General features: G+C 73.2%; 21 protein-coding genes and 1 riboswitch. Of the genes, 18 read left to right on the top strand and 3 right to left on the bottom strand.

Annotated features, from left to right (window positions below):
* Nucleotides 1-223 precede the first annotated feature (223 nt).
* From OG370_RS08125 to OG370_RS08080, 10 genes are all read left to right on the top strand, one after another.
* The gene (locus tag OG370_RS08125) at nucleotides 224-2,056 is read left to right on the top strand and encodes a peptidase C14 (RefSeq protein WP_328473891.1); all 1,833 of its coding nucleotides are present in this window, start codon (nucleotides 224-226) and stop codon (nucleotides 2,054-2,056) included.
* A 175-nt stretch (nucleotides 2,057-2,231) separates the two neighbouring features.
* Complete coding sequence (locus OG370_RS08120; protein WP_328462065.1) at nucleotides 2,232-3,536, top strand: Gfo/Idh/MocA family protein; 1,305 nt, start codon at nucleotides 2,232-2,234, stop codon at nucleotides 3,534-3,536.
* A gap of 186 nt (nucleotides 3,537-3,722) precedes the next feature.
* Nucleotides 3,723-4,973, top strand: coding sequence for an ABC transporter substrate-binding protein (locus tag OG370_RS08115; RefSeq protein ID WP_328462063.1), 1,251 nt, complete (start codon nucleotides 3,723-3,725; stop codon nucleotides 4,971-4,973).
* Between the two features lie 178 nt (nucleotides 4,974-5,151).
* Nucleotides 5,152-6,063, top strand: a complete 912-nt coding sequence (locus OG370_RS08110) for a carbohydrate ABC transporter permease (protein ID WP_328462061.1) — start codon at nucleotides 5,152-5,154, stop codon at nucleotides 6,061-6,063.
* Nucleotides 6,064-6,065: 2 nt separating this feature from the next.
* Complete coding sequence (locus tag OG370_RS08105; RefSeq protein WP_328462059.1) at nucleotides 6,066-7,049, top strand: carbohydrate ABC transporter permease; 984 nt, start codon at nucleotides 6,066-6,068, stop codon at nucleotides 7,047-7,049.
* Between the two features lie 8 nt (nucleotides 7,050-7,057).
* The gene (locus OG370_RS08100; protein WP_328462057.1) at nucleotides 7,058-8,197 is read left to right on the top strand and encodes an NAD-dependent epimerase/dehydratase family protein; all 1,140 of its coding nucleotides are present in this window, start codon (nucleotides 7,058-7,060) and stop codon (nucleotides 8,195-8,197) included.
* Nucleotides 8,198-8,290: 93 nt separating this feature from the next.
* On the top strand, nucleotides 8,291-9,307 hold the full coding sequence (locus OG370_RS08095) for a dihydrodipicolinate synthase family protein (protein ID WP_443060852.1): 1,017 nt from the start codon (nucleotides 8,291-8,293) through the stop codon (nucleotides 9,305-9,307).
* Nucleotides 9,291-10,313, top strand: a complete 1,023-nt coding sequence (locus tag OG370_RS08090) for a hydroxyacid dehydrogenase (protein WP_328462055.1) — start codon at nucleotides 9,291-9,293, stop codon at nucleotides 10,311-10,313. Before OG370_RS08095 ends, OG370_RS08090 begins: the two co-directional genes overlap by 17 nt.
* 166 nt (nucleotides 10,314-10,479) lie before the next feature.
* The gene (locus tag OG370_RS08085; RefSeq protein ID WP_328462053.1) at nucleotides 10,480-11,340 is read left to right on the top strand and encodes a fumarylacetoacetate hydrolase family protein; all 861 of its coding nucleotides are present in this window, start codon (nucleotides 10,480-10,482) and stop codon (nucleotides 11,338-11,340) included.
* Nucleotides 11,341-11,417: 77 nt separating this feature from the next.
* Nucleotides 11,418-12,269 (top strand): SMP-30/gluconolactonase/LRE family protein, encoded by an 852-nt coding sequence (locus OG370_RS08080; RefSeq protein ID WP_328462051.1) that lies wholly within the window; start codon nucleotides 11,418-11,420, stop codon nucleotides 12,267-12,269.
* A 25-nt stretch (nucleotides 12,270-12,294) separates the two neighbouring features.
* Here the strand turns inward: OG370_RS08080 and OG370_RS08075 are convergent, their stop codons facing one another.
* From OG370_RS08075 to OG370_RS08065, 3 genes are all read right to left on the bottom strand, one after another.
* Entirely contained in the window at nucleotides 12,295-13,302 is a 1,008-nt protein-coding gene (locus OG370_RS08075; protein ID WP_328462049.1) for a transporter substrate-binding domain-containing protein, read from the bottom strand.
* A 77-nt stretch (nucleotides 13,303-13,379) separates the two neighbouring features.
* Nucleotides 13,380-14,153, bottom strand: a complete 774-nt coding sequence (locus tag OG370_RS08070; protein WP_402451716.1) for an amino acid ABC transporter ATP-binding protein — start codon at nucleotides 14,151-14,153, stop codon at nucleotides 13,380-13,382.
* Nucleotides 14,150-15,193: an amino acid ABC transporter permease gene (locus OG370_RS08065; RefSeq protein ID WP_328462047.1), complete on the bottom strand. Its 1,044-nt coding sequence runs from the start codon at nucleotides 15,191-15,193 to the stop codon at nucleotides 14,150-14,152. The genes OG370_RS08070 and OG370_RS08065 overlap by 4 nt, the downstream gene beginning before the upstream one ends.
* A gap of 776 nt (nucleotides 15,194-15,969) precedes the next feature.
* Nucleotides 15,970-16,085, top strand: a riboswitch (SAM riboswitch).
* 38 nt (nucleotides 16,086-16,123) lie between these two features.
* Between OG370_RS08065 and OG370_RS08060 the strand changes: the two genes are divergently transcribed.
* From OG370_RS08060 to cobF, 8 genes are all read left to right on the top strand, one after another.
* Complete coding sequence (locus OG370_RS08060) at nucleotides 16,124-16,279, top strand: putative leader peptide (RefSeq protein WP_328462045.1); 156 nt, start codon at nucleotides 16,124-16,126, stop codon at nucleotides 16,277-16,279.
* A gap of 327 nt (nucleotides 16,280-16,606) precedes the next feature.
* Nucleotides 16,607-17,812 (top strand): LLM class flavin-dependent oxidoreductase, encoded by a 1,206-nt coding sequence (locus OG370_RS08055; RefSeq protein ID WP_328462043.1) that lies wholly within the window; start codon nucleotides 16,607-16,609, stop codon nucleotides 17,810-17,812.
* 38 nt (nucleotides 17,813-17,850) lie between these two features.
* Nucleotides 17,851-19,236, top strand: a complete 1,386-nt coding sequence (locus OG370_RS08050) for an NtaA/DmoA family FMN-dependent monooxygenase (protein ID WP_328462041.1) — start codon at nucleotides 17,851-17,853, stop codon at nucleotides 19,234-19,236.
* A complete protein-coding gene (locus tag OG370_RS08045) occupies nucleotides 19,233-20,408 on the top strand; it encodes an LLM class flavin-dependent oxidoreductase (RefSeq protein ID WP_328462039.1) in 1,176 nt (391 codons plus the stop codon). The genes OG370_RS08050 and OG370_RS08045 overlap by 4 nt, the downstream gene beginning before the upstream one ends.
* 14 nt (nucleotides 20,409-20,422) lie before the next feature.
* On the top strand, nucleotides 20,423-21,556 hold the full coding sequence (locus OG370_RS08040; protein WP_328462037.1) for an LLM class flavin-dependent oxidoreductase: 1,134 nt from the start codon (nucleotides 20,423-20,425) through the stop codon (nucleotides 21,554-21,556).
* A complete protein-coding gene (locus OG370_RS08035; RefSeq protein ID WP_328462035.1) occupies nucleotides 21,553-22,344 on the top strand; it encodes a flavin reductase family protein in 792 nt (263 codons plus the stop codon). Before OG370_RS08040 ends, OG370_RS08035 begins: the two co-directional genes overlap by 4 nt.
* Nucleotides 22,341-23,177 (top strand): DUF1684 domain-containing protein, encoded by an 837-nt coding sequence (locus OG370_RS08030; RefSeq protein ID WP_328462033.1) that lies wholly within the window; start codon nucleotides 22,341-22,343, stop codon nucleotides 23,175-23,177. The genes OG370_RS08035 and OG370_RS08030 overlap by 4 nt, the downstream gene beginning before the upstream one ends.
* 171 nt (nucleotides 23,178-23,348) lie before the next feature.
* Nucleotides 23,349-24,212: a precorrin-6A synthase (deacetylating) gene (cobF, locus tag OG370_RS08025; RefSeq protein ID WP_328462031.1), complete on the top strand. Its 864-nt coding sequence runs from the start codon at nucleotides 23,349-23,351 to the stop codon at nucleotides 24,210-24,212.
* Nucleotides 24,213-24,337 lie beyond the last annotated feature (125 nt).

Raw genomic sequence — 24,337 nt, 5'->3', positions numbered from 1 at the left:
GGCCGGCCACCCGGCCGCGCCGCTCACCGCCGACTCCGTCGCCCGGCTGCTCGCGCTCGACCCCAGGTCGCTCGCGAACGGCACGGTCGCGCTGGTCTCCGGTTATCGCGCACCCGGCGACGGCGGCGGCCTGGTCGCCCGCTGGGACGCGACCGCGACCACCGCGCCCAACGGCGGCACCGTGCTGCGCCCGGCCGGCCGGACCGGCAAGGGCCGCTGGCGCATGGTCCACGACGGCCTGCTGGACTTCCGCCAGTTCGGCGTCTTCGACGCCTCCACCCCGGCCGACGCCGCGCTGGACGCCATGGTCGGCGACCCGGCCGTGTACCGGATCGAGGCGCACACCGACCTCAACTTCACCAAGCGCCACACCTTCACCCGCTCCCGGCTCGAACTCGACTTCGGTGGCAACAAGGTCACTACCACCGGGATCGAGAAGAACGCGTACAACAACCCGTTCGGCGCGGTGCTGTACTTCCTCGGCAAGGTGACCAGCACCACCGTCAAGTCCCAGCTGTCCGCCGCGATGCCCGACCTCGCCGACATCTTCGAGGTGCCGTCGAGCAAGTCCTTCACCGTCGGCCAGTGGTGGAGCGTGGAGATCGACGCGGCCGCCGGCACCGGGCTGTACGAGAAGGAGGTGCAGAAGCTCGTCCAGGTCACCGAGATCGTGGACGGCACGCACATCCGCGTCAACTACAAGATCGGCTGGGAGCTGGCCGCCGGGCGCACCTTCACCTGGACCCGGGTCGAGCCGGTCGAGCGCGTCCACGTGCGCAACATGGTCTTCGAGGGCGTGCCGGACGTCGCCGACGACGACACCGAGACCGGCTCGCACCCGCTCGCCTACGAGTACGCCGTCTCCTGCGACGTCTCCGGCATCGACGCCACCGGCACCTTCTGGCCGGTGATCATCCGCCGTTGGTGTACGTACTTCCGCACCTCCGAGTGCCAGTTGAAGAACCCGGCCTCGGTCACCTACGGCGGCGCCGGCTACCTCACCCAGCAGATCTACTGCCTGTACGGCCACGTCGAGGACTGCCACGTCGCCAACGCCCGGCACCTCAACGACTGGACGGCCTCCGCCTACGGCTACGTCACCAACTGCCACGGCGACGGCGACGACCAGGGCCCCTTCGTCACCCACGGCCAGTTCGAGCACGACCTCACCTACACCGGCAACTCCGGGCTGATGACCTTCGCCAACTCCGGTGCGGCCTGGGGCGGCGCGGCCAAGCGGATCACCGTCCGCAAGCACGCCTGCTCGTGGTTCGTGGCCAGGACCAACATCACCGACCTGACGCTGGAGGACATGCTGGTCATCGGCAACGCCCAGCCGAACTCGGGGATGATCTGGGTGAACTCCGACGGCGCCCAGCTGCGCGGCTGCGTCGCCTCGGGCCCGCTGGTGATCTCCCAGTCCTCCGCCAAGTCGAAGCGGCCCACCGTGATCGCCGACTCGGCCTTCACCCAGGGCAAGGCGTCCGAGGTCACCGCGGCCACCGTCAGCTCCGACGTGCACCTGCTGCGGGTCACCCTGAAGGACCTGGACGGCGCGCAGTTCAACGGCACCGGCGACCTCGTCCTCGACCACTGCACGTTCACCGGAACCGGCGCGGACGCCGGCCCCAGCACCGTCGCGCACGCCGACACCGCGGTGCACGGCGGCACCTTCACCGACACCGGCCTGGTGCTGAAGTCCGCCAAGGACCAGCGGCTGTGGATCGACGGCGGCGCCCGCTTCGGCGGCGGAAACAGCTCGGCGGCCTTCCTCGCCCGCAGCGGCGCGGACCGCACCGTCAGCTGGCAGCTCGACGGCGTCGACTCCCGCGCCGCGGACCAGAAGACCGCGCACCTGCTGATCACCGACGGCGTCAACCACTACCGCGCGGGCGGCTCGGCCTTCTCCGGCGGCCGTATCGAACTCGACCCGGCCGCCTTCACCGGGGACAGCCACCTGCTGCACACCGGCTGCACCGAGGACGGCGTGACCCGCACCAAGATGCCCGCCGAAGGCGACCGGGTGCGGCACACCGCCGGGAACCTGCTGATCTGAGAGCGCCGGCCGGGCCCGTCACGAGCCCGGCCGGCCCCGGCCCGACCGCCGCCCAACGCGGCGTCCGGGCAACGCCGTTGACCAACACCGGCACCGCGCAGGCCACTTGTGTTCCGCGGCCCCTTCCCGCCGATCCGTCCCGCCGACCCTTCGCGCCCACCGTGAGAGAGAGACCATGGCCACCGACCAGACCAGCACCGCCGGCACCCCGATCGAGGGGCGTCCGGTGCGGATCGCCCTCGTGGGCGCCGGCAACCGCGGGCTGACCTACGCCGCATGGATTCGCGACCACCCCGAGCGCGCCCGGATCGTCGCCGTCGCCGACCCCCGGCCCGAGGCACGCGCGCTCGTGCCGACGGCGACCGGGTACGGCGACTGGCGGGAACTGCTCGCCGCCACCGAGGCGAACGGCGGACCGCTGGCCGACGGCGTGATCGTGGCCACCCAGGACCGCGAGCACGCCGAACCGGTGCTCGCCCTGGCCCGGGCCGGGTACGGCGTGATGACCGAGAAGCCGCTCGCCCCCACGGAAGCCGAGTGCCGCACCATCGTGGAGGGCGTCGAGGCGGCCGGCGTGCCCTTCGCCGTCTGCCACGTGATGCGCTACACCCCCTACACCGACCTGGTGAAGAGCGTGGTGGACAGCGGTGTCCTCGGCACCGTCACCGGACTCGACCACCTGGAACCGGTCGGCTGGTGGCACTACGCGCACAGCTACGTCCGCGGCCCGTGGCGCCGCGAGGACCACTCCTCACCGATGATCCTCGCCAAGTCCAGCCACGACCTGGACTGGATCGCCTACGTCACCGGCCGCCGGATCGAGACCGTGGCGAGCTTCGGCTCGCTCGCCCACTTCCGCCCGGAGAACGCCCCGGCGGGCGCCGCCGCCAACTGCCTGGACTGCCCGGTCGAGCCGAGCTGCCCGTACTCCGCGCCCAAGCTGTACTACCCGGCGCTGCGCACCACCGGCGGCGCCTGGCCGATCGACCACGTGACCGCGCACGCCACCGGCCCGCAGGACGAGGCGGTCCTCACCGAGGCGCTGCGCACCGGCCCGTACGGACGGTGCGTGTACCGCGCGGACAACGACGTGGTCGACAACCAGGTGGTCGCCATGCAACTGTCCGGCGGCGCCACCGCGGTCTTCACCATGACCGCGTTCACCGAGCAGACCCACCGCCAGACCCGGATCTTCGGCAGCCACGGCTGGCTGCGCGGCGACGGCGAGCGGGTCACCGTGCACGACTTCCGCGACGACACCACCCAGGTGCACGAGGTCGGCGCGAGCGGCTCCAACGCCGCGGACGGCCACGGCGGCGGCGACTCGGTGCTGGTCGAGTCCTTCGTCACCGCGCTCGCCACCGGCGACCGCTCCCACATCCGCTCCGGCCCGGTCGAGTCCCTCGGCAGCCACCTCGCGGCCTTCGCGGCCGAGCGGTCCCGGCACCAGGGCACGGTCGAGACGGTGCCGCCCCGCTGACCGGCCGCACGCCGTACCCCGACCGCGCCCGCACCCGGCGCCACCAGCAGCACCCGCACCCGGCGCCACCAGCAGCACCCGCACCCCGCACCACCCGCACGCTTCGCCCGCACGGCACCGCGGCCCCACCCGCGCCCGTACCACCGACCACCGCCACGCACCACGCTCCGGAAAGCGAGAACCACCGTGAGACGCCGTAACACCGCCGCCCTCGCCGTCGCCGCCGCCCTTGCCGCCACCGCCGTGGCCGGCTGCGGTTCCAGCACCGGTTCCGGGTCCAGCTCGAAGAAGACCATCAACACCTGGGTGTACCCGGTGATCAACGACCCGAAGGCCAACTCCGCCTACTGGGACGGCCTGGTCAAGGGGTTCGAGAAGGAGAACCCCGGGGTGACCGTGAAGGTCTCCACCTACCCGTGGGCCAACCGGGACACCGCGCTGGCCACCGCGCTCGCGGCCGGCAAGGGCCCCGACGTGGCCTACCTGATCCCCGACCAGCTCTCCGCGTACCAGCGCAACCTGATCCCGGCCGACAAGTGGATGCCGGCCGCGGACAAGGCGGCCTACCGCCCGGCCGCGCTGAAGGCGGTCACCGTGGACGGCCAGCCGCTCGCCGCCCCCGTGCTGATGTCCAGCTACCCGCTGCTGTGCGACAAGAAGGTCTTCGACGCGATCGGCGAGACCTCCTACCCGGCCACCTGGGACCAGCTCGCCGCGCTCGCGCCCAAGCTGAAGGCCAAGGGCTTCTACGCGACCAGCTACAGCGGCGACACCACCGCCACCCTCAACATGACCTTCTACCCGCTGCTGTGGCAGGCCGGCGGCGACGTCTTCTCCGCCGACGGCAAGAAGGCCACCTTCAACAGCGCGGCCGGCGTCAAGGCGCTCACCTGGCTGAAGACCTTCGTGGACAACGGCTGGACGCCCAAGGACCTGGTCACCACCACCCCGCAGATCGAGCAGACCGACCTCGCCAAGAACAAGGTCGCCTGCACCTGGCAGAACACCGCGGCCGAGGTCGAGCCGTTCTGGGGCAAGGAGAACATCGAGGTCGGCCCGGCGCTGAGCAGCACCAAGTCGGTGGCGTACGGCACCGTCGGCACCCTCGCGGTCTTCAAGGGCGCCAACCAGAAGCTCTCCGGCAAGTGGATCTCGTACGTGTCGCAGCCGAAGAACACCGCGGGCCTGCAGAAGCCGGGCGGGTACTTCTCGCCGCGCGCCGACGCGACCGCGCTCTACCCCGGCGACAAGCTGCAGGAGGCGACCGAGAAGGTGCTGAGCAGCACCGACGTCGGCCCGCTCAACAAGTCCGCGCGTGACGTGATGGGCCTGCTCGCCCCGCAGATCCAGGCCGCGCTGCTCGGCAAGACCAGCCCGAAGAAGGCGCTCGACGACGCGGCCCAGGCCGCGGACCAGCTGATCGCCCGCAAGCGCTGACCGCGCGCGGGCGGTCGTCGCCGGCCGGCGCTGACCGCCCGCACGTTCTGACCGCCCGCACGTGCCGATCGTCCGCACGTGCTGACCGTCCGCACGTGCTGACCGTCCGCACGCTCTGATCGACCGTCCCACCAGCCGGCGAGGTCCGGCAGCACCCGTCGCTCCCGAAGGAGGTCCCGTGGCCGCAGTCGCGGAACGTACCACCCGCCCGCAGAAGAACCGACGCGGACCACACGCGCGCCGGGAGGCCCGGATCGGGCTGCTGTTCGTGCTGCCCTGCTTCCTGCTCTTCCTGGTCTTCCGGTTCGGACCGGGCATCGCCGGGCTGGTGCTCGGCTTCACCGACTACACCATCGGCGACAGCACCCACTTCACCGGACTGCAGAACTTCCAGCGGATGATGCACGACCCGCTGTTCTGGTCCTCGCTGCGGGTCACCGTCGTCTACAGCGTGATGGCGGTGCCGTTCACCATCCTCGCCTCGCTGGGGCTGGCGCTGCTCACCCGGCGGGCCTTCCGCGGCTCCCGGCTCTTCCGGTCGATCTTCTTCCTGCCGGTGGTCACCAGCCTGATCCTGGCGTCCACCGTCTTCATCTGGATCTTCTCCACCAAGGGCCCCTGGTCCGACATCATGGGCTGGCTCGGCCTGCCGGACCAGTCCTGGCTCACCGACTCGGCCCTGGTGCTGCCGGCGATCGCCCTGGTCGGCATCTGGTCGCGCTGCGGCTACGGCATGCTCATCCTGCTCGCCCGACTCCAGGACGTCCCAAGGGAGTTGGAGGAGGCCGCGCTGATGGACGGCGCGGGGCCCTTCCAGCGGTTCCGCTACATCGTGGCCCCGCAGCTGAAGCCGGCCTTCTTCTTCCTGGCGGTCATCGAGACCACCAACAGCTTCCAGATCTTCGACGCCATCTACGTGATGACCGGCGGCGGCCCGGCCAACGCCAGCTACAGCCTCGTGTACCAGCTCTACGACGCCGGCTTCAAATACAGCGACCTCGGCTACGCCAGCGCGATCGGCTGCGTGCTGTTCGTGATGACCGTGGTCGTGGCGCTCGTGCAGCGACTGGTGCTCGGAAAGGAGAAGTGACCATGGCGAACACGACCGCCCAGGCCGCCGAGGCGGGCGCGGGCTCCCACCCGGGCCCCGGAGTATTCGACCCGGCAGCCGCCGACGACCGTGCCGCGCGCGGCAGTCGGCCGCGCCGCTCCGGTCGCACCCGCGAGCCCCGCGAGCGCGACACCATACCCAGGGCGCTGCGGCCCAGCCCGGGCGGGCAGATCGTCCGCGGTGTGCTGCTCGCGGTGGCGGCCGTGGTGACGGTCTTCCCCTTCTACGCGATGCTCGTGCTGTCGCTGAAGCCCGGCGCCGCGGTCTCGCTCCCGGGCAGCCTCCTGCCCTGGCACCTCAGCGGGTCCTCCTACAGCGCCGTGCTCGACGCCCAGGACGTGCCGCGCTGGCTGCTCAACACCCTGATCTACTCGCTGGTGTCGGTGGTCGGCGTGCTGGTGCTGGCCGCGCTGGCCGGCTACGCCTTCGCGAAGAAGCGGTTCCGCGGCAGGGAGGCGATGTTCTGGTCCTTCCTGTCCATGGTCATGGTCCCGTACCACGTCACCATGATCCCGACCTTCATCATGATGGCGAAGCTCGGCGGCGTGGACACCTACTGGGGCCTGATCATCCCGACCCTCGCCAACGCCCAGGCGGTGTTCCTGATGCGGCAGTTCATCAAGGACCTCCCGGACGAGATGTTCGAGGCGGCCCGGCTGGACGGCTGCAGCGAACTGCGGATCTTCGTCAGCATCGTGCTGCCGCTGCTCAAGCCGATCCTCGCCACCCTCGGCACCTTCGTCTTCCTGTGGCACTGGAACGACTTCCTGTGGCCGCTGATCATGGGCCAGAGCAGCGGCATGCGCACCCTCACCGTCGGCATCGCGTCGCTGCAACAGCAGCAGGTGCCGCTCAGCCAGGTGCTCGCCGGTTCGGTGATCGCCTTCGTCCCCATCTTCGCCGCCTACCTGGCGGGCCAGCGGTACTTCACCGAGGGCGTCACCGGTTCGGCCGTCAAAGGATGACCACGCTCATGCCCCACAGCTCCCCGTCCACGCCCACGCCCGCGGCGCTCGCGTCCGTACGCCCCGGCCTGGCCGACTTCCCCGCCGGCGAGCAGCAGCTCGAAGACCTGCTCGCCACCCCTTCGCCCGCCCTGGTGGCCGACGTCGCCCGTCTCGAGGGCGACCTGGTCGTGCTCGGCGCGGGTGGCAAGATGGGCCCCAGCCTGTGCCGGCTCGCCCGCCGGGCGCTGGACGCGGCCGGCCGCACCGACGTCGCCGTGCACGCCGTCTCCCGCTGGTCGGACCGGGCTGCGGCCGACGCGCTCGCCGCCGAGGGGGTCCGTCCGGTCGCCTTCGACCTGCTCGACGGTGACCCGGCCGGGCTGCCCAACGCGGGCAACGCGGTCTTCATGGTCGGCGCCAAGTTCGGCTCCGCGGGCAACCCCGCCCACGCCTGGGCGGTCAACGCGGCGCTGCCGGACCGGATCGCGCGCCGGTACCGCGACGCGCGGATCTCCGCGTTCTCCACCGGCAACGTCTACCCGCTGGTCGACACCGCCTCGGCCGGCTCCACCGAGACGGACCCGGTCGGCCCGGTCGGCGAGTACGCCATGTCCTGCCTCGGCCGCGAACGGGTCTTCGGTTACCACGCGGCCGAACACGGCACCCGCGTCGCGCTCCTGCGGCTCAACTACGCGATCGACCTGCGCTACGGGGTGCTCGCCGACATCGCCTCGGCCGTGCACGCCGGGCAGCCGGTGGACGTCACCACCGGCCACGCCAACGTGGTCTGGCAGGGGTACGCCAACGAAGTGGCCCTGCGCGCGCTGCTGCACGCCGACGCGGAGGCGTTCACCGTCAACCTCACCGGGCCGGAGACCGCCTCGGTGCGGCGGCTGGCCCAGCTGTTCGGCGAGGAGTTCGGCCGGACCGGCGCCGCCGCGGGTTCGGTCACGTCCGCCGAAGCGGCCTCGGAACAGGCATCCTTGACGACGGGTCAGGAATCCGGCACGGCGCTGCTGTCCGACGCGAGCCGCTGCCACGCGCTGTTCGGCTATCCGCCGGTGCCGCTGCGCACGCTGGTCGGCTGGCAGGCCGAGTGGATTCGGCGCGGGCTGCCGCTGTCGGGCCGGCCCACCAAGTTCGACGTCCGCGACGGAAGGTTCTGACCCACCGTGTCCTCCCGCAACCACGAGACCGCCACCGTTCCGGCGGGCCTCTCCCCAGACGGCACCCCGGGCGAAGCGGCGAGCCCGCTCGACCTGCTCGCCGCCGGGACCGTCATACCGGCCCACCCGCTCGCCCTCGACGCCGAGCGCCGGCTGGACGAGCGGCGCCAGCGCGCGCTGACCCGCTACTACCTGGCGTCGGGCGCCGGCGGGATCGCGGTCGGCGTGCACACCACCCAGTTCGAGATCAGGGACGCCGCCGTCGGGCTGCTCCGCCCGGTGCTCGAACTCGCCGCCGAGACCGCCGACAAGGAGGCCGGCCGGCCCGTGGTGAAGGTCGCCGGCGCCTGCGGCTACACCGCGCAGGCCGTCGCCGAGGCCGAACTCGCCGCCGAACTCGGCTACGACGCGGTGCTGTTGAGCCCCGCGGTGCCCGGCGCCGACGAGACCGGGCTGCTGGACCGGGCCCGCGCGGTCGGCGAGGTGCTGCCCGTCGTCGGCTTCTACCTCCAGGAGGCCGTCGGGGGACGCTACCTGTCCGCCGACTACTGGCGGGCGTTCGCCGACATCCCGTCGGTGGTGGCGATCAAGGCCGCGCCCTTCGACCGGTACCGGACCGCCGAGGTGATCGCCGCCGTCGCCGCGAGCGACCGCGCCGGGGACGTCGCCCTCTACACCGGCAACGACGACGCGATCCTCACCGACCTGCTCACCCCCTACCGCACCTCCGGCGGCGACCTGCGCTGGTTCGCCGGCGGGCTGCTCGGCCAGTGGGCCGTGTGGACCTCCAGCGCGGTCGGGATGCTGGCCCAGGTGCGCGCGGCGCGCGCGGGCGACCAGCAGCTGATGACCGATCTGCTGCGCAGGGCACCGCAGTTGAGCGAGGCCAACGCGGCGGTCTTCGACGTGCGCAACGCGTTCCGCGGCTGCATCCCCGGCGTGCACGAAGTGCTGCGCCGCCAGGGCCTGCTGGCCGGCACCTGGTGCCTCGACCCCGCCGAACGGCTCTCGCCACGGCAGGCAGAGGAGATCGCCCGGGTCGCGGCGGCCTATCCGTGGCTGACCGACGACGCGTTCGTGGCGGAGCACCGTGATGACTGGCTCCGCTGACAGCGGGCCGCGTCCCGTCGCCGTGGTGGCGATGGCGCCCGCGCTGCGCGAGCAGTTGTTCACCGCGGACGCCTGGCAGCGGCTGACCCGCCTGGCCGACCCGGTGCTGCTCGACCGGCCCGCCGACCGGACCGCGCTGGCCGCCGCGGTGGCCGACGCCGACATCCTTGTCACCGGCTGGGGAACCGCCCAACTCGATGCCGAACTCCTCTCCGGCGCACCGCGGTTGGCGCTCCTGGCGCACACCGGCGGCGCGGTCAGCCCGTACGCGACCCAGGCCGTGTTCGACCGGGGGGTCCGCGTCACCCAGGCGGGCGCCGCGATGGCCCGCCCGGTCGCCGAGGTGGCCCTCGCCTTCACCCTCGCGCTGCTGCACCGCATCCACCGCTTCGACCACGCGCTGCGCGGCGGAGTGCCCTGGGAGCAGGCCGAGGAGGCGCCCGAGCGCCACCAGATCCTCGGCTGCCCGATCGGCGTGATCGGTGCCTCCCGCACCGGACGCGCCTACATCGCACTGGTCCGGGCGCTGGGCGCCGAGGTGACCGTGGCCGACCCCTACCTCGGGCCGGAGGACGCCGACGCGCTCGGCGTCCGGGTCGCCGGACTGGACGAGGTGCTGGCCACCAGCCGGATCACCGCGGTGCACGCGCCCGCGCTCGCCGAGACCCGGCACCTGCTGGGCCCGAGGGAGCTGGCCCTGCTCCCGGAGGGCGCCGGACTGGTCAACACCGCCAGGTCGTGGCTGGTCGACGAGGCCGCGCTGCTGGCCGAGCTGCGCACCGGCCGGATCGACGCCGCGCTCGACGTCTACGACGCCGAACCGCTGCCCGCCGAGCATCCGTTGCGCACCCTGCCCAACGTTCTCCTGACGCCTCATCAGGCCGCCGCGACGGTCGAGGGCCGCCAGGCGCTGGGCGACAGCACCGTGGCGGAGATCGAACGCCACCTGGACGGACTGGAGTTGCTGCACCAGGTGGGTCGCGACGCCCTGGAGAGGGTCGAATAGCCGCGCGGTCAGCTCAGTTGGGGAGGTCCGGTTGCCAACCGGCGACGGCCCGAACCTTTTTGACGAGCCGCGGTGTCTTCGTGACCCGCAGCCGCATTCGCGTGGCCCGAACCCTGAACCCCGAACTCCCGCACCCGCACCGTACTCACGAAGAGAGAGAACACCTATGCGCCTGATGCGCCTGGGGCCGCCCGGTGGCGAGCGCCCCGTCCTCGGCACCGCCGACGGCCGGACGTACGACCTGTCCGGCCTCACCGCCGACCTCGACCCCGCCTTCTTCGCGACCGACGGCGTCGCGCGGGCCCGGGAGGAGCTTGCCGCCGGCCGGCTGCCCGAGCTGTCCGCGGCCGATGTCGCCGGACAGCGCACCGGCGCCCCCGTGGCCCGGCCCGGCGCGGTGCTGTGCATCGGCCAGAACTACGCGGCCCACGCCCGCGAGTCGGGGGCCGAACCGCCCACCGAGCCGATCCTCTTCCACAAGAGCCCCAACACCGTGGTCGGTCCGAAGGACGCGGTGCTGATCCCGCGGGGCTCGAAGAAGACCGACTGGGAGGTGGAGCTGACCGTGGTGATCGGCCGCCGCGCCCGCTACCTCGCCGAGGACGACGACCCGCTGGCGTACGTCGCCGGGTACGCGGTCGGCAACGACGTCTCGGAGCGGGCCTTCCAGCTGGAGACTCCCGGCGGCCAGTGGTCCAAGGGCAAGAGCTGCGAGACGTTCAACCCGCTCGGCCCGTGGCTGCTGACCGCCGACGAGGTGCCCGACCCGCAGGCGCTGCGACTGCGTTCGTGGGTCAACGGCGAGCCCCGGCAGGACTCCTCGACCGCCGACATGATCTTCGGCGTCGCGGAGATCATCCGCCATCTGTCCCAGTACCTCGTCCTGGAGCCCGGCGATCTGGTCAACACCGGTACGCCCGAGGGCGTCGCGCTCTCCGGCCGCTTCCCGTACCTGTCCGCGGGCGACGTGATGGAGATGGAGATCGACGGCCTCGGCCGGCACCGCTCGGTGTGCGCCGATGCGTGAGCACGCGCGGCCGGCCGGGAGCGCGCCGCGCTCCGGCGCCGCCGTGAGGGCCACGGTCGGGGCCGTGCGGTGACGGGGTGCTGACGTACGACGCCCACCCGGTGCTGACCGGCGGCTTCCGGCTCGCCGAGGGCCCGGTCTGGGACGCCCCGCGCGAACGGCTGCTCTGGGTCGACATCGAGGCCGGCCAGGTCCACGAGGGGCGGCTGCGGCCCGACCGGGTGGAGGTCGTCCGGCGGCACCGCCTCCCGGGCCCGGCCGGCGCGGTGGCCTGCGCCGCCGACGGCGGCCTGCTCGTCGCCGGCCGGTACGGCGTGACCGTCCTCCGCCCGGACGGGACCCGCCGGGCCGGCGCCCGGGTGCTGCCGCACGGCACGCCCGGGCGGCTGAACGACGGCGGCTGCGATCCGGCGGGGCGGTTCCTGGTCGGGAGCACCGCGCTCGACGGCCGCCGCGGCCAGGACGTCCTGGTCCGGCTCGCCGGCGACGGGCGGCCCGCCGTCCTCGACACCGACCTGACCTGCTCCAACGGGCTGGCCTGGTCGCCCGACGGACGGCTGATGTACAGCGTGGACACCGGCGCCGGCCTGGTCCGGGTACGCGGATACGACCCCGCGGACGGCCAGGCCGGCGAGCGCCGCGACTTCCTCGCGGTCGACGGCGGGCTGCCGGACGGCCTGTGCGCCGACCGCGACGGCAATCTGTGGCTGGCGGTGTGGGGTGCCGGCGAGGTGCGCTGCTACTCGCCGGCGGCGCGGCATCTGGCCACCGTCCGGGTCCCCGCCGCGTACGCCGCCGGCGTGGCCTTCGCCGGTCCCGACCTCGCCACCTTGCTGATCACCGCGGGCGGCCCCGACGGCGGCCTGTTCGCCGCGCGCCCGGGCGCCCGCGGCGCGGCCGTCCCGGCGTGGAACGGCGTCAGCCGCTGAGCCGGGACGGCCGCGGGGCCCGGCGTCAGAAGGTGGTGGCCGGGTTGAGCTGGGAGGTGCTGATTCCGGTGCCGGGCACCCCCCACTTGGCGAAGATCCTGGCGTAGTCGCCGTCGGCGATCAGCTTGTTGACCGCGTCGCGCAGCGCCGGGGCCAGCGGCGACTTCTTCGCGGTGACGAAGCCGACCGTGGTGGTGCTGATCTCGCCGAGGAACTTGGTGCCCGGGATGCGGGTCGCGTCGTACTTCAGGCCCAGCGTCGGGCCGAACATGACGTCGACCTTGCCGTTGGACAGCCCGAGGAAGATCGGGGCGGAGTCGGCGAAGTACTGCACCTTGTAGGGCTTCTTGCCGATCTTGGCGCAGTCGCCGGCGCCGTCGGTGAGGATCTGCTGGAACGTCGAGCCGGGGGAGGTGGCGATGGTCAGGCCGCACAGGTCGGTGAGCTTCTTGACGGAGTCGACGGAGACGTTCCTGGAGCCGAGGAACGCCTGCCCGTCGTCGAGGTAGGAGGCGAAGTCCACCACCTGCTCGCGGGCCTTGGTGGCCCCGAAGTTGTCCTGACCGACGTCGTAACGGCCATTCTGCACACCGGGGATGACGGTGGGGAAGGTGCCGTACTGCACGTCCCACTTGACGCCGAGCACCTTGGCGACGGCGTTGCGCAGGTCGACGTCGAGGCCGACGGGAGTGCCGTTCTGCTCGCCGGCGTGCGGCAGGCCCTGCACGCCGGGCTGCCGGGTGGTGCCCAGCGTGAGGGTGCCGCTGCTGCGGATCTTGGCGGGCAGTTCCGCCTTCAGTTTCGGGTCGGCGGTGATCGCGGACACCACGTCCTGGGTGGGGATGGCGGTCGAACCCGCGCCGCCCGCGCTCGGCTTGGCGGCGGCCCCGGCACCCGTGGCGGCCGGCGCGCCGGAGGAGGAGTCGTCGGAGGAACCGCCGCAGGCGACGAGCAGGGCCAGCCCGGCGCCGGCGGCGACAGTGGCGACGGCGAGTCTCGGGGCGCGGCGGTGGGAACGGCGTTCGGTGGTCACGGGAGTGCCTTTCACAAGGGGGAGCTGCGGGGGACCTGGGGGAACCGGAGCGGGAGCGCTCACCCGCGGGCGCCGGCTCAGAGCACCGCGGCCAGGAAGGACCGGGCCCGTTCGTGGCGCGGATCGCTCAGCACGTCCGCGGGGGCACCGGACTCGATGATCCTTCCGCCGTCGAGGAAGACCACCGTGTCGGCGACCTTCCGGGCGAAGCCGATCTCGTGCGTGACGACGATCATCGTCATGCCGCTGAGCGCCAGGTCCTGGATCACCGCGAGGACCTCGCCGACGAGTTCGGGATCGAGCGCGCTGGTCGGCTCGTCGAAGAGCAGCAGGCGCGGCTCCATGGCCAGCGCGCGGGCGATCGCCACCCGCTGCTGCTGGCCACCGGACATCTGCCGGGGATAGGAGTCCTCCCGGCCGGCCAGGCCGACCCGTTCGAGCAGCTCACGGGCCCGCGCGGCGGCCTGCTTCCTCGGCACGCCGCGCACCGCGACCGGCGCCTCGGTGATGTTGTCGAGCACCGTCAGGTGCGGGAAGAGGTTGAACTGCTGGAAGACCATGCCGACATCGGCCCGCTGCCGGGTGATCGCCCGGGCCCGCAGTTCGTGCAGCCGCCCGCCGTCGTGCCGGTAGCCGACGAGGTCGCCGCCGATCTCCACGAAGCCGGCGTCCGGCTTCTCCAGGTGGTTCACGCAGCGCAGCAGCGTGGACTTGCCGGAGCCGGACGGGCCGAGCAGGACGGTCACCTCGCCCTCGCGCACGTCGAGGTCGACGCCGTCCAGCACGACGTTCGCGCCATAGCTCTTGCGCAGGCCCCGGACGCGCACCAGGGGCCGCTCGTCGTCGCTCATGACAGCCCCACCGCGGGGGACTTGGCCGGGCCGAACAGCGGGATGTTGGCGCGGGCCACCTGCCAGAACCCGCGCGGCGGCCTGCCGCCGGACCGGTTGTTGCCGCGGGCGTAGTGGCGCTCGACGTAGAACTGCCCGATCGACAGCAGCGTGGTCAGGATGATGTACCAGATGGTGGCGACCAGCAGCAGCGGCATGATCAGGAAGTTCTGGTTGTAGATCAACTGGCTGGAGTAGAGCAGGTCCTGTACGGCGATGACGCTGACGATCGAGGTCGCCTTGAGCATGCCGATCAGCAGGTTGCCGGAGGCCGGGATGATCGCCGGCATGGCCTGCGGCAGCACGATCCGGCGGAAGATCCGTCCCTCGCCCAGCCCCAACGCCCGTGCGGCCTCGCGCTGTCCGGGGTCGACCGACAGGATGCCGCCCCTGACGATCTCCGCGGAGAGCGCGGCCACGTCGAGGGTGAGCCCGACGTACGCGGCCAGGATGCCGCTGAACAGGTGCGCGGTCCTCACGTCCGCGAACTCCGGTCCGAACGGCACCCCCACCGACAACCGCGGGTAGAGCGAGGCCAGTTCGTACCAGAAGAGCAGTTGCACCAGCGGCGGGACCGAGCGCACCAGCCAGACGTAGCCGAAACTCAGGGTGCGCAGCACCGGGTTGCGCGACAGCCGCATCGCGGCGACGCCGACGCCGAGCAGGTAGCCGCTGGCCATCACCGCGCCGGTGAGCCACAAGGTGAGTTCGAGCCCGTGCAGGATCGAGCCGCTCAGGAAGTAGTGGCCGACCACGTGCCATTGGAAGCGGGGGTTGGTCACCAGGGTGTGGACGAGCATCGCGAACAGTACGAGCAGCACGGCCGCGGAGATCCACTGCCCCGGGCGGCGCAGCGGCACCAGCCGCGCGGCGAGCAACTCCCGGTCGGCCGGGCGGGTGTCCAGGTGCCGGGGCCGGGGCGCCCGAGCCGTGCCGTCGGTTACGGGCGGGGGATGGTCGGGCGCGGCCGTGGCCGGACCTGAGGTGTCGTGCTGGGGCATGTCGGTGTTCCCGTCTCGTCGGGGACCGCGGCGACGGCGCGTGCGGACGCGACGGCCCCACGCGGGGGCCGGTCTGCCGCAGCGGGCCACCGGGAGGGAGGGGAGGAAGCCGGGTGAAGTCGAGGGAGGTCGGGGAGAGTCGGGGAAGGTGCCGCCGCGAAGGAAGAAGGCGTACGCGGTCCGGCCGCGCGTCGATCACGGAGGCCACGTCATCCGCGGTGCATTGGAAGGGAGTTCGGGGTGGGGCAGGGCCGTGCGTCGGCCGGGCCGACCCGGATACGGGGGAGGGGCGCCGTACGCGGACGGACGGCGGTTCCGCGGGTCCACGCTCAGGCGGGCGGCGTTGCCTCGCCCGAGCGATCAGCGGATGTCAGCCGGCAGCGTTCAACCAGCGTTCGGACAGCGGTTTTCCGAGTGCCGGCAGCGGTCAGCGGACCGCGGGCGTTCCCGGACACAGCGCGCTGCAGACCCGGAGCAGATCGACGTGCCGCCGGACCACCCGGGTCTGGGCGAAGCCACGGGGGCAGAGTGCGAGGTCGCGTCGATGTGTGTCCATGCCCGTCCCCTCGCTCTCGCGGTGCGGCCGGCGTCGGGTGTCCCGGCCGGTCGTGTCGGTCGCATCGGGCCTGTTGACAGCACCCGTGTCCACAGCACGTTAACCGCAGGGCGGCGGTCAGACAATCCCCCTCGGTGCCGCACGCCGTCCGGAGCGACGGACGTCACTCCCGCCGGGAGGGGATTGTGTTCGACCGCGCGACGGAGTTACCGTGCTTGCAGGTCATGAGCGTCAGCAACCAAGGCCCTGGCCGGCTGACCGGCAACCCTCCTGTCGCGGTGGGGTGCTCCAGGTGACGACCCGGCGGAGCCGAAGACGGCTCGGCAAGCGCGAGCTCGAACAGGCGTGAGCCGATCGAGGTGGGAGGTGGCGAAGTGCGCGGCAGCAGCGAGCAGTTGATGTCCGGCAACGCCCCCGTCACCGCCTCCGGCATCGTCACGTACTCACGGCGCCACATCGACCTGCAACGTGTCGCCGGCGCCCTGTGTCCGGGCGCGTCGACGGTCCGGCCGCCGCGTCAGGCCGGCTGACCCTTCCGCACCCCGCGCTCCGCGCACCCCTCCCTTCCGCCGACCCACCCGGGGACCCCGTTCCCGGCGCGGGCCCCGTCCGGTACCCGTTCGGCCTGCCCTCGTCGTACGCGGCACACGGCACGACGCGCATGCCGTGCAGGCCGTACCCCGCACTCCGTACGCCCCGCACGGTCCCGTCGGCCCCGCGCATCACGTACTCCGTCCAGTGCCGTACGGCGTACACCCCCGTCGTACGCCCACGCCGTACGCCCCGCCCACCTCACGCCCCGACCTCCACGTCCCGGCCACGCGCCCGCGGCCGTCCGAGCAGGAAGCGGTACGTCCATGTCCCGATCCACCACCCCCCTCCACCTGGCCGTCGCCCTCGACGGCGCCGGCTGGCACCCCGCGGCCTGGCGGGAGCCCGAGGCCCGGCCCGCCGACCTGTTCACCGCGTCGTACTGGGCCGAGCTGGCCGCCGAGGCCGAACGCGGCCTGCTGGACCTGGTCACCATCGAGGACTCGCTCGGCCTGCAGTCCGCCCTGCCCACCGGCCCCGACGAGCGCACCGACCAGGTGCGCGGCCGGCTGGACGCCGTACTGACCGCGGCCCGGATCGCGCCGCTGACCCGGCACATCGGCCTGCTGCCGGTCGCGGTGGTCACCCACACCGAGCCGTTCCACCTGTCGAAGGCCGTCGCCACCCTCGACTACGTCAGCGGCGGCCGGGCCGGGGTGCAGGTGCGGGTCTCCGCCCGGGCGGACGAGGCCGCGCACTTCGGCCGGCGCAGCCTGCCGCGGCTGCCGGTCACCGAACTGGACTCGCCCGCCGGACGCGCGCTGCTGGCGGAACTGTTCGGCGAGGCCGCCGACTACGTCGAGGTGGTGCGCCGGCTGTGGGACAGCTGGGAGGACGACGCGGAGATCCGCGACGTGGCCACCGGCCGCTTCATCGACCGCGACAAGCTGCACTACATCGACTTCGAGGGCCCGCACTTCAGCGTCAAGGGCCCCTCCATCACGCCGCGCCCGCCGCAGGGCCAGCCGGTGGTGGCCGCGCTCGCGCACCGCACCGAGCCGTTCCGGCTGGTCGCCGGATCGGCCGACCTCGGCTTCACCACCCCGCACGACACCGGCCAGGCGACGGCGATCGTCACCGAGATCCGCGAGGCGCAGGAGCAGGCCGGCCGGGCCGGCGAGACCGTACACGTCTTCGCGGACCTGGTGGCGCTGCTCGACGAGGAACCCGGCCGCGCCGCCGAGCGCCGGGCCCGGCTGGACGCCCGGCTGGACGCGCCGTACGCCGGCGACGCCCTGGTCTTCGCCGGCACCTCCGCCGAACTCGCCGACCTGCTGGAGGAGTTCGCCCGGTCCGGGCTGACCGGGTTCCGGCTGCGGCCGGCCACCCTGCCGTACGACCTGGCGCGGATCAGCCGCGATCTGGTGCCCGAACTCCAGCGCCGCCGGGCCTTCCGCGAGGCGTACCAGGCCGACACCCTGCGCGGCCTGCTCGGACTGCCGCGCCCGGCCAACCGCTACGCCCCCGCCTGAGCCCCACCCCGCGCGAAGCCCCAGGAGGCAGACCCCGCATGAGCAGCACGCCCAAGCAGATCCATCTCGCCGCACACTTCCCCGGCGTCAACAACACCACCGTGTGGAGCGATCCGGCGGCCGGCAGCCAGATCGACTTCAGCTCCTTCGTCCATCTGGCGCAGACCGCGGAACGCGCCAAGTTCGACTTCCTGTTCCTGGCCGAGGGGCTGCGGCTGCGCGAGCAGGGCGGCCGCATCCACGACCTGGACGTGGTCGGCCGGCCGGACACGTTCACCGTGCTCGCGGCGCTCGCCGGTGTCACCGACCGGCTGGGGCTGGCCGGCACCATCAACTCCACCTTCAACGAACCGTATGAGGTGGCACGGCAGTTCGCCTCGCTCGACCACCTGTCCGCAGGCCGCGCCGCCTGGAACGTGGTCACCTCGTGGGACGAGTTCACCGGGCAGAACTTCCGCCGCGGCGGCTACCTGGCCCGCGAGGACCGCTACGAGCGCGCCCGCCAGTTCCTCGCCGCGGTAAGGGAGTTGCTGGACTCCTGGCAGGGCGACGAGATCGTCGCGGATCGGGCGGACGGCACCTTCCTCCGCGCGCCCGGGCCCGGCCGGTTCGACCACCGCGTCGACCAGTTCGACATCGGCGGCCACTTCAACGTGCCGCGCAGCCCGCAGGGCCACCCGGTCGTCTTCCAGGCCGGCGACTCCGAGCAGGGACGGGAGTTCGCGGCCTCGGCCGCCGACGCCATCTTCACCCGGCACGGCACTCTGGAGGCCGGCAAGGCGTTCTACGCCGACGTCAAGGGCCGGCTGGCGAAGTACGGCCGGACGCCCGAGCAGCTGCTGATCCTGCCCGGCGTGACCTTCGTGCTCGGCGACACCGAGGCCGACGCCCGCGAGAGGGCCGACGTGATCCGGCACCAGCAGGTCAGCGGGGCCACGGCGATCACCTTCGTGGAACGCCTGTGGAACCGCGACCTGAGCGCGTACGACCCGGACGGGCCGCTGCCGGAGGTGGAGCCGCGCTACGACGACAGCGCGGAGCCGATCGTGCGCGGCCGGGCCGACGCCAACCGGGACGACCGCCGGGAGACCGTCGCCCGCTGGCGGGCCGTCGCCGAGGAGAAGAAGCTCTCGCTGCGCGAGCTGGTCATCGAGCTGACCGGGCGGCAGTCCTTCATCGGCACCCCGTCCCACGTCGCCCAGGAACTCGACGCGTTCGTGCAGGCCGACGCGAGCGACGGCTTCATCCTCGCCCCGCACCTGACCCCCGGCGGCATCGACGAGTTCGCCGACACCGTGGTGCCGCTGCTGCAGGAACGCGGCGTCTTCCGCACCGAGTACGAGGGTGAGACGCTCCGCGACCACCTGGGCCTGGCCCACCCGGGCCGGCCGGCCGCGGCCGGCCGGACGAAGGCGGCGTCGTGAAGTTCCTCGCCATCACCCTGATCGTGCACGCGCCCCACCCGGTCACCGGCGTGCGCACCTCCACCCGCGACCGGTTCCGCGAGGTCGTCGACAACGCCCTACTGGCCGAGGAGTTGGGCTTCGACGGGTTCGGCGTCGGGGAACGCCACGAGCGCCCGTTCATCTCCTCCTCGCCGCCGGTGGTGCTCAGCCACCTCGCCGCCCTCACCTCCCGCATCCGGCTGTTCACCGCGGTCACGACGCTCAGTCTGCTCGACCCGGTGCGGGCCTACGAGGACTACGCGACGCTCGACCATCTCTCCGACGGACGGCTGGAGTTGATCGTCGGCAAGGGCAACGGCTCCGCCCAGCGCGAGCTGTTCCATGTCACCACCGACGACCAGTGGGACCGCAACGCCGAGAGCTACGAACTCTTCCGCACCATCTGGCGGCAGGACCGCACCACCGCCAGCCCGCGGTTCCGGCCCGAACTGGACGACGCCGAGGTGTGGCCGCGCCCCCTCCAGCAGCCGATCCGGGTCTGGCACGGCAGCGCCACCAGCCGGGAGTCGGTCGACCTGGCCGCCCGCTACGGCGACCCGCTCTTCTCCGCCAACGTCACCAACCCCATCGAGCCCTACGCCGAACTGGTCCGCTACTACCGGGAGCGGTGGCAGCACTACGGCCATGATCCGGCGCTGGCCACCGTCGGCGCGGGCAGCGCCGGCTACTACGCGGCCCGCACCTCGCAACAGGCGATCGCCGCGTACCGCCCGGTCTTCGAGGGCCGGCTCGCCTTCCAGAAGCAGCTCGGCGTGGAACCGGTCTTCCCCACCCTGGAGGACTTCGTCGAACGCAGCTCGGCGCTGATCGGCAGCCCGCAGCAGATCATCGACAAGGTCCACCGCTACCACGAGCAGTTCGGCCACTCCGTGCTCCACCTGCACGCCGACGCCGACGGCCTGACCGACACCCAGCACCGCGACGCGCTCGCCCTCTTCCAGTCCGACATCGCCCCCACCCTGCGCCGGGACATCCCCGACCCGCCGTGGACCTGGGGCCCGGTCGGCGTCGAGGCCGCTGCCGGCACTCCGGAAGCCACCCCGGAATCCACTTCGCCAGGCGCTCGGGAAGCCACTTCGGCAGCCGGCGCCGCAACCGGTACCGCAGCCTCCTCCGCCGCCACCGCCTGACAAGGAGCACCACCGTGGCACACACCCCGCTCGCGGTCCTGGACCTCGTGCCGATCTCCTCCGGTTCCACCGCAGGCCAGGCGCTGCGCAACAGCATCGACCTGGCCCAGCACGCCGAGCGCCTCGGCTACACCCGCTACTGGTTCGCCGAGCACCACCTCAACCCCGGAGTCGCGGGCACCTCCCCGGCCGTCGTGCTCGCCCTGACCGCCGCCGCCACCAGCACCATCCGGCTCGGCGCCGGCGCGGTGCAGCTCGGCCACCGCACCGCCCTGTCCACGGTCGAGGAGTTCGGGCTGCTGGACGCCCTGCACCCGGGCCGGTTCGACCTGGGCCTGGGCCGCTCCGGCGGGAAGACCCCGCCGGCCGCCGCCCGGCAGCCGGCGCTGACCGCCACCACCCCGGTGGTCGACGGCCGCACCCCGAACGGCCTGCGGATACCCGCCCGGTTCTCCTTCGAGCGGCTGCTCACCTCGCCCCGCTTCGTGCTCCACCAGAAGCTGCTGGCCCAGCCGGGCGCCGAACCGCAGCCGTACGACGAGCAGATCGCCGACATCCTCGCGCTGCTGGCCGGCAGCTACATCGCGGACAACGGGGCCGCCGCGCACATCGTGCCCGGCGAGGGCGCCGACCTCCAGGTGTGGATACTCGGCAGCAGCGCCGGGGTCAGCGCCCAGACCGCGGGCGCCAACGGCCTCCGGTTCGCGGCGAACTACCACGTCAGCCCGGCCACCGTACTGGAGGCGGCGGAGGGTTACCGGGCGGCGTTCGTGCCGTCGGCGGAGCTGGACCGGCCCTACGTGAGCGTGTCCGCCGACGTCGTGGTGGCCGAGGACGAGGGCACCGCAAGGGAGTTGGCCACCGGCTACGGCCCCTGGGTGCACAGCATCCGCACCGGCGCGGGCGCCATCCGGTTCCCCACCCCCGACGAGGCCCGGGCCCGCGCTTGGAGCGAGGAGGACCGGGCACTGGTGGCGGACCGGGTCGAGACGCAGTTCGTCGGCACCCCGCAGCAGGTCGCCGACCAGCTGGAGACGTTGCGCGACGCCACCGGCGCCGACGAGCTGGTGGTCACCACCATCACCCACGACCACGCCGACCGGGTGCGTTCCTACCAACTGCTGGCCGAGGAGTGGAAGCGACGATGACGACGACCAGGGCGCAGTGCAGGGACGAGCGGCGCGAGACGCACGGCCCGCGGCAGCCGGTCCGGCCGCCCGCCGCCGCGCACCGGGCCGAGGGCACCGGACGGACGCCGGTGCCCGCCCGGCCTGAGCGCCAACTGCCCTCCGAGGAAGGTGCGTTCGCCTCCACCGAACTCCGGCGGGTGTTCGGCGCGTTCCCGACCGGCGTGACCGCGATCGCCGCCCTGGTGGACGGCGCGCCCGTGGGCCTGGCGGCCAACTCCTTCACGACGGTCTCCCTCGACCCCCCGCTGCTGTCGGTCTGCGTGGCGCACACCTCCACCACCTGGCCTGCGCTGTCCGACCGCACCCGGATCGGCGTCACGGTGCTCGGCGCCGACCAGGAACGCGACTGCGCCCAGCTCGCCGCGCGGGGAGCCGACCGGTTCGCCGGCCTCGACTGGCACGCCACCGCCGACGGCGCCGTGCTGCTGGACCGCGGCAGCGCCTGGTTCGACTGCTCCATCGAGCAGCACATCCGGGCCGGCGACCACGACATCGTGCTGCTGCGGGTGCACGCGCTGGACGCCGACCACGACGCGCCGCCGCTGGTCTTCCACGCCAGCCGGTTCCGGCGGCTCGAAGAGGCCGCCGGCCGCGCCGAAGCCCCGGCCGGCGCCACGCCCCCGGCCGGCCCCGCCCCGCAGGCCCACCCGGGCCACCCCGCGCGCCCCCTTCCATCCGACCGCGCCGATCACCCCGACCGCGCCGCCCTCTCCGCCCTCCCCGTCGAAGCCAAGGAGCCGAAATGACCGCACAAACCGAAGAGACCGACCGCGCGAGCTTCGCCCAGGAGTGGGAGGAGTGGCACGCCGCACACGAGCGGGTGCTGGCCGACCCGCACGGCTTCCTCGCCATCACCAGCCTGCGCTGGCTGGACGCGACCCCCACCCGCTTCCCGGACGCCCCCGGCGCCTGGTCGAGCACCAATGACGGCGTGGTGGTGGAGCTGGACGACGGCGAGGAACTGACCCTCGACGGGCAAGTTCTGCGCGGCCGCCACGACTTCGGGGTGATCGCCGAGCGCGGCGGCCTGTTCCCCGCCGCCGGGGACGCGGTGATCGAGGTCGCCAAGCGCGGCGGCCACGACATCCTGCGCCCCCGCCACCCCGACAACGGCCTGCTGACCGCCTTCACCGGCACCCCCGCCTACGCCCCTGACCCGCGCTGGGCACGCACCGGCCGCTACCTGCCGTTCGACGCCCCGCGCCCGACGACCGTCGGCGCGGTCGTCGAGGGCCTCCAGCACGTCTACGACGCCCCGGGCGAGGTCGAGTTCGACCTGGACGGCACCACCCACCGGCTGACCGCCTTCAACGGCCGGACCCCCGGCAGCCTGCTCGTCCTGTTCACCGACGCCACCTCGGGGGTGACCACGTACGCGGCGAACCGCTCGCTGTCGGTGGCCGCGCCCGACGCCGACGGCACCGTGCTGGTCGACTTCAACCGGGCCGCCAACCTGCCCTGCGCCTACACCGACCTGGCCACCTGCCCGCTGCCGCCGGCCGAGAACCGGCTGCCGGTGGCGATCGAGGCCGGCGAGAAGACCCCGACCGGCGCGGCGCCCGGCCACGCCTCGTCCTGACCCGCGGCCGACCCGCCGGCGCCGCGCGGCGCCGGCGGCGGTCCCGCGGGCGGGGATACCACCGGCCGGCCCGCGCGCGGGGCAGCGTACGCTTCGTGCAGCGCGCCCCTGCCGGGTGCGTGACAGCCGCGGACCAGCGGCTTTTCGACCACCCACCTGGAAAGCCCGCAGATGAGCACGGAGCAGCGCCACCTCCTCGTCATCGGCATCGGAGCCGGCGACCCCGACCACCTGACGCTCGGGGCGGTGCGGGCCATCCGCCGTACCGACGTCTTCTTCCTCATCGGCAAGGGCCCGGCGAAGTCGTCGTTGACGGACTTCCGGCGCAGCGTGATCGACGAGCACACGGACGGGCCGTACCGCGTCGTCGAGCTGGACGACCCGCCGCGCGACCGGTCGGCGGCGGGACGCGAGGCGTACACGGCCGCGGTCCACGACTGGCGGACCCGGCGCGCCGACGCCTGCGAGCGCCTGATCCGGGACGAGTTGGCGCCCGGCCAGTCCGGCGCGTTCCTGGTCTGGGGCGACCCGGCGCTGTACGACGGCACACTGAGCATGCTCGACGAGATCGCCGCGCGCGGCACGGTCGGCTTCGACGTCGAGGTGGTGCCCGGGATCAGCAGCGTCTCCGCGCTGGCGGCCCGGCACCGCACCAGCCTCAACCAGGTCGGCCGGCCCGTCCACATCACGCCCGCGCGCCGGCTGGCCGAGCTCTTCCCGACCGGCGAAGGCGACGCGGTCGGCGACGGAGCCGGCGAGGGAACCGGCAGCGGCGGCGGTGACCGCCAGGGCGACGGCGACGTCGTGGTGATGCTCGACGCCCACGAGTCGTTCACCCGGATCGAGGGCGACGACGTGTGGATCTACTGGGGCGCCTACATCGGCACGCCCGACGAGCTCCTGGTCTCCGGCCGGCTCGCCGACGTCGCCGACCGCATCCGGCAGGTCCGCGCGGAGGCCCGCGCCCGGCACGGCTGGATCATGGACACCTACCTGCTGCGCCGCACCGGCCGCACCGAGGACGGCCGCGCCTGACCCACCGGGCCGCCCCTGACCCACCGGCCGCGGCCGAGCGACCGCCGCCCGCGACCGTGCCCGGCGACCGCCGCCCAGCACCGCCGCCCGGGTCCCGCCGCGGCCCCGGTATCACCACGTGGACG

The organism is Streptomyces sp. NBC_00448 (assembly GCF_036014115.1).
Classification (GTDB): Bacteria; Actinomycetota; Actinomycetes; order Streptomycetales; family Streptomycetaceae; genus Actinacidiphila.
Note: the sequence above shows the minus strand (reverse complement) of the source record. Positions and strands in the feature narration are given on the sequence as shown.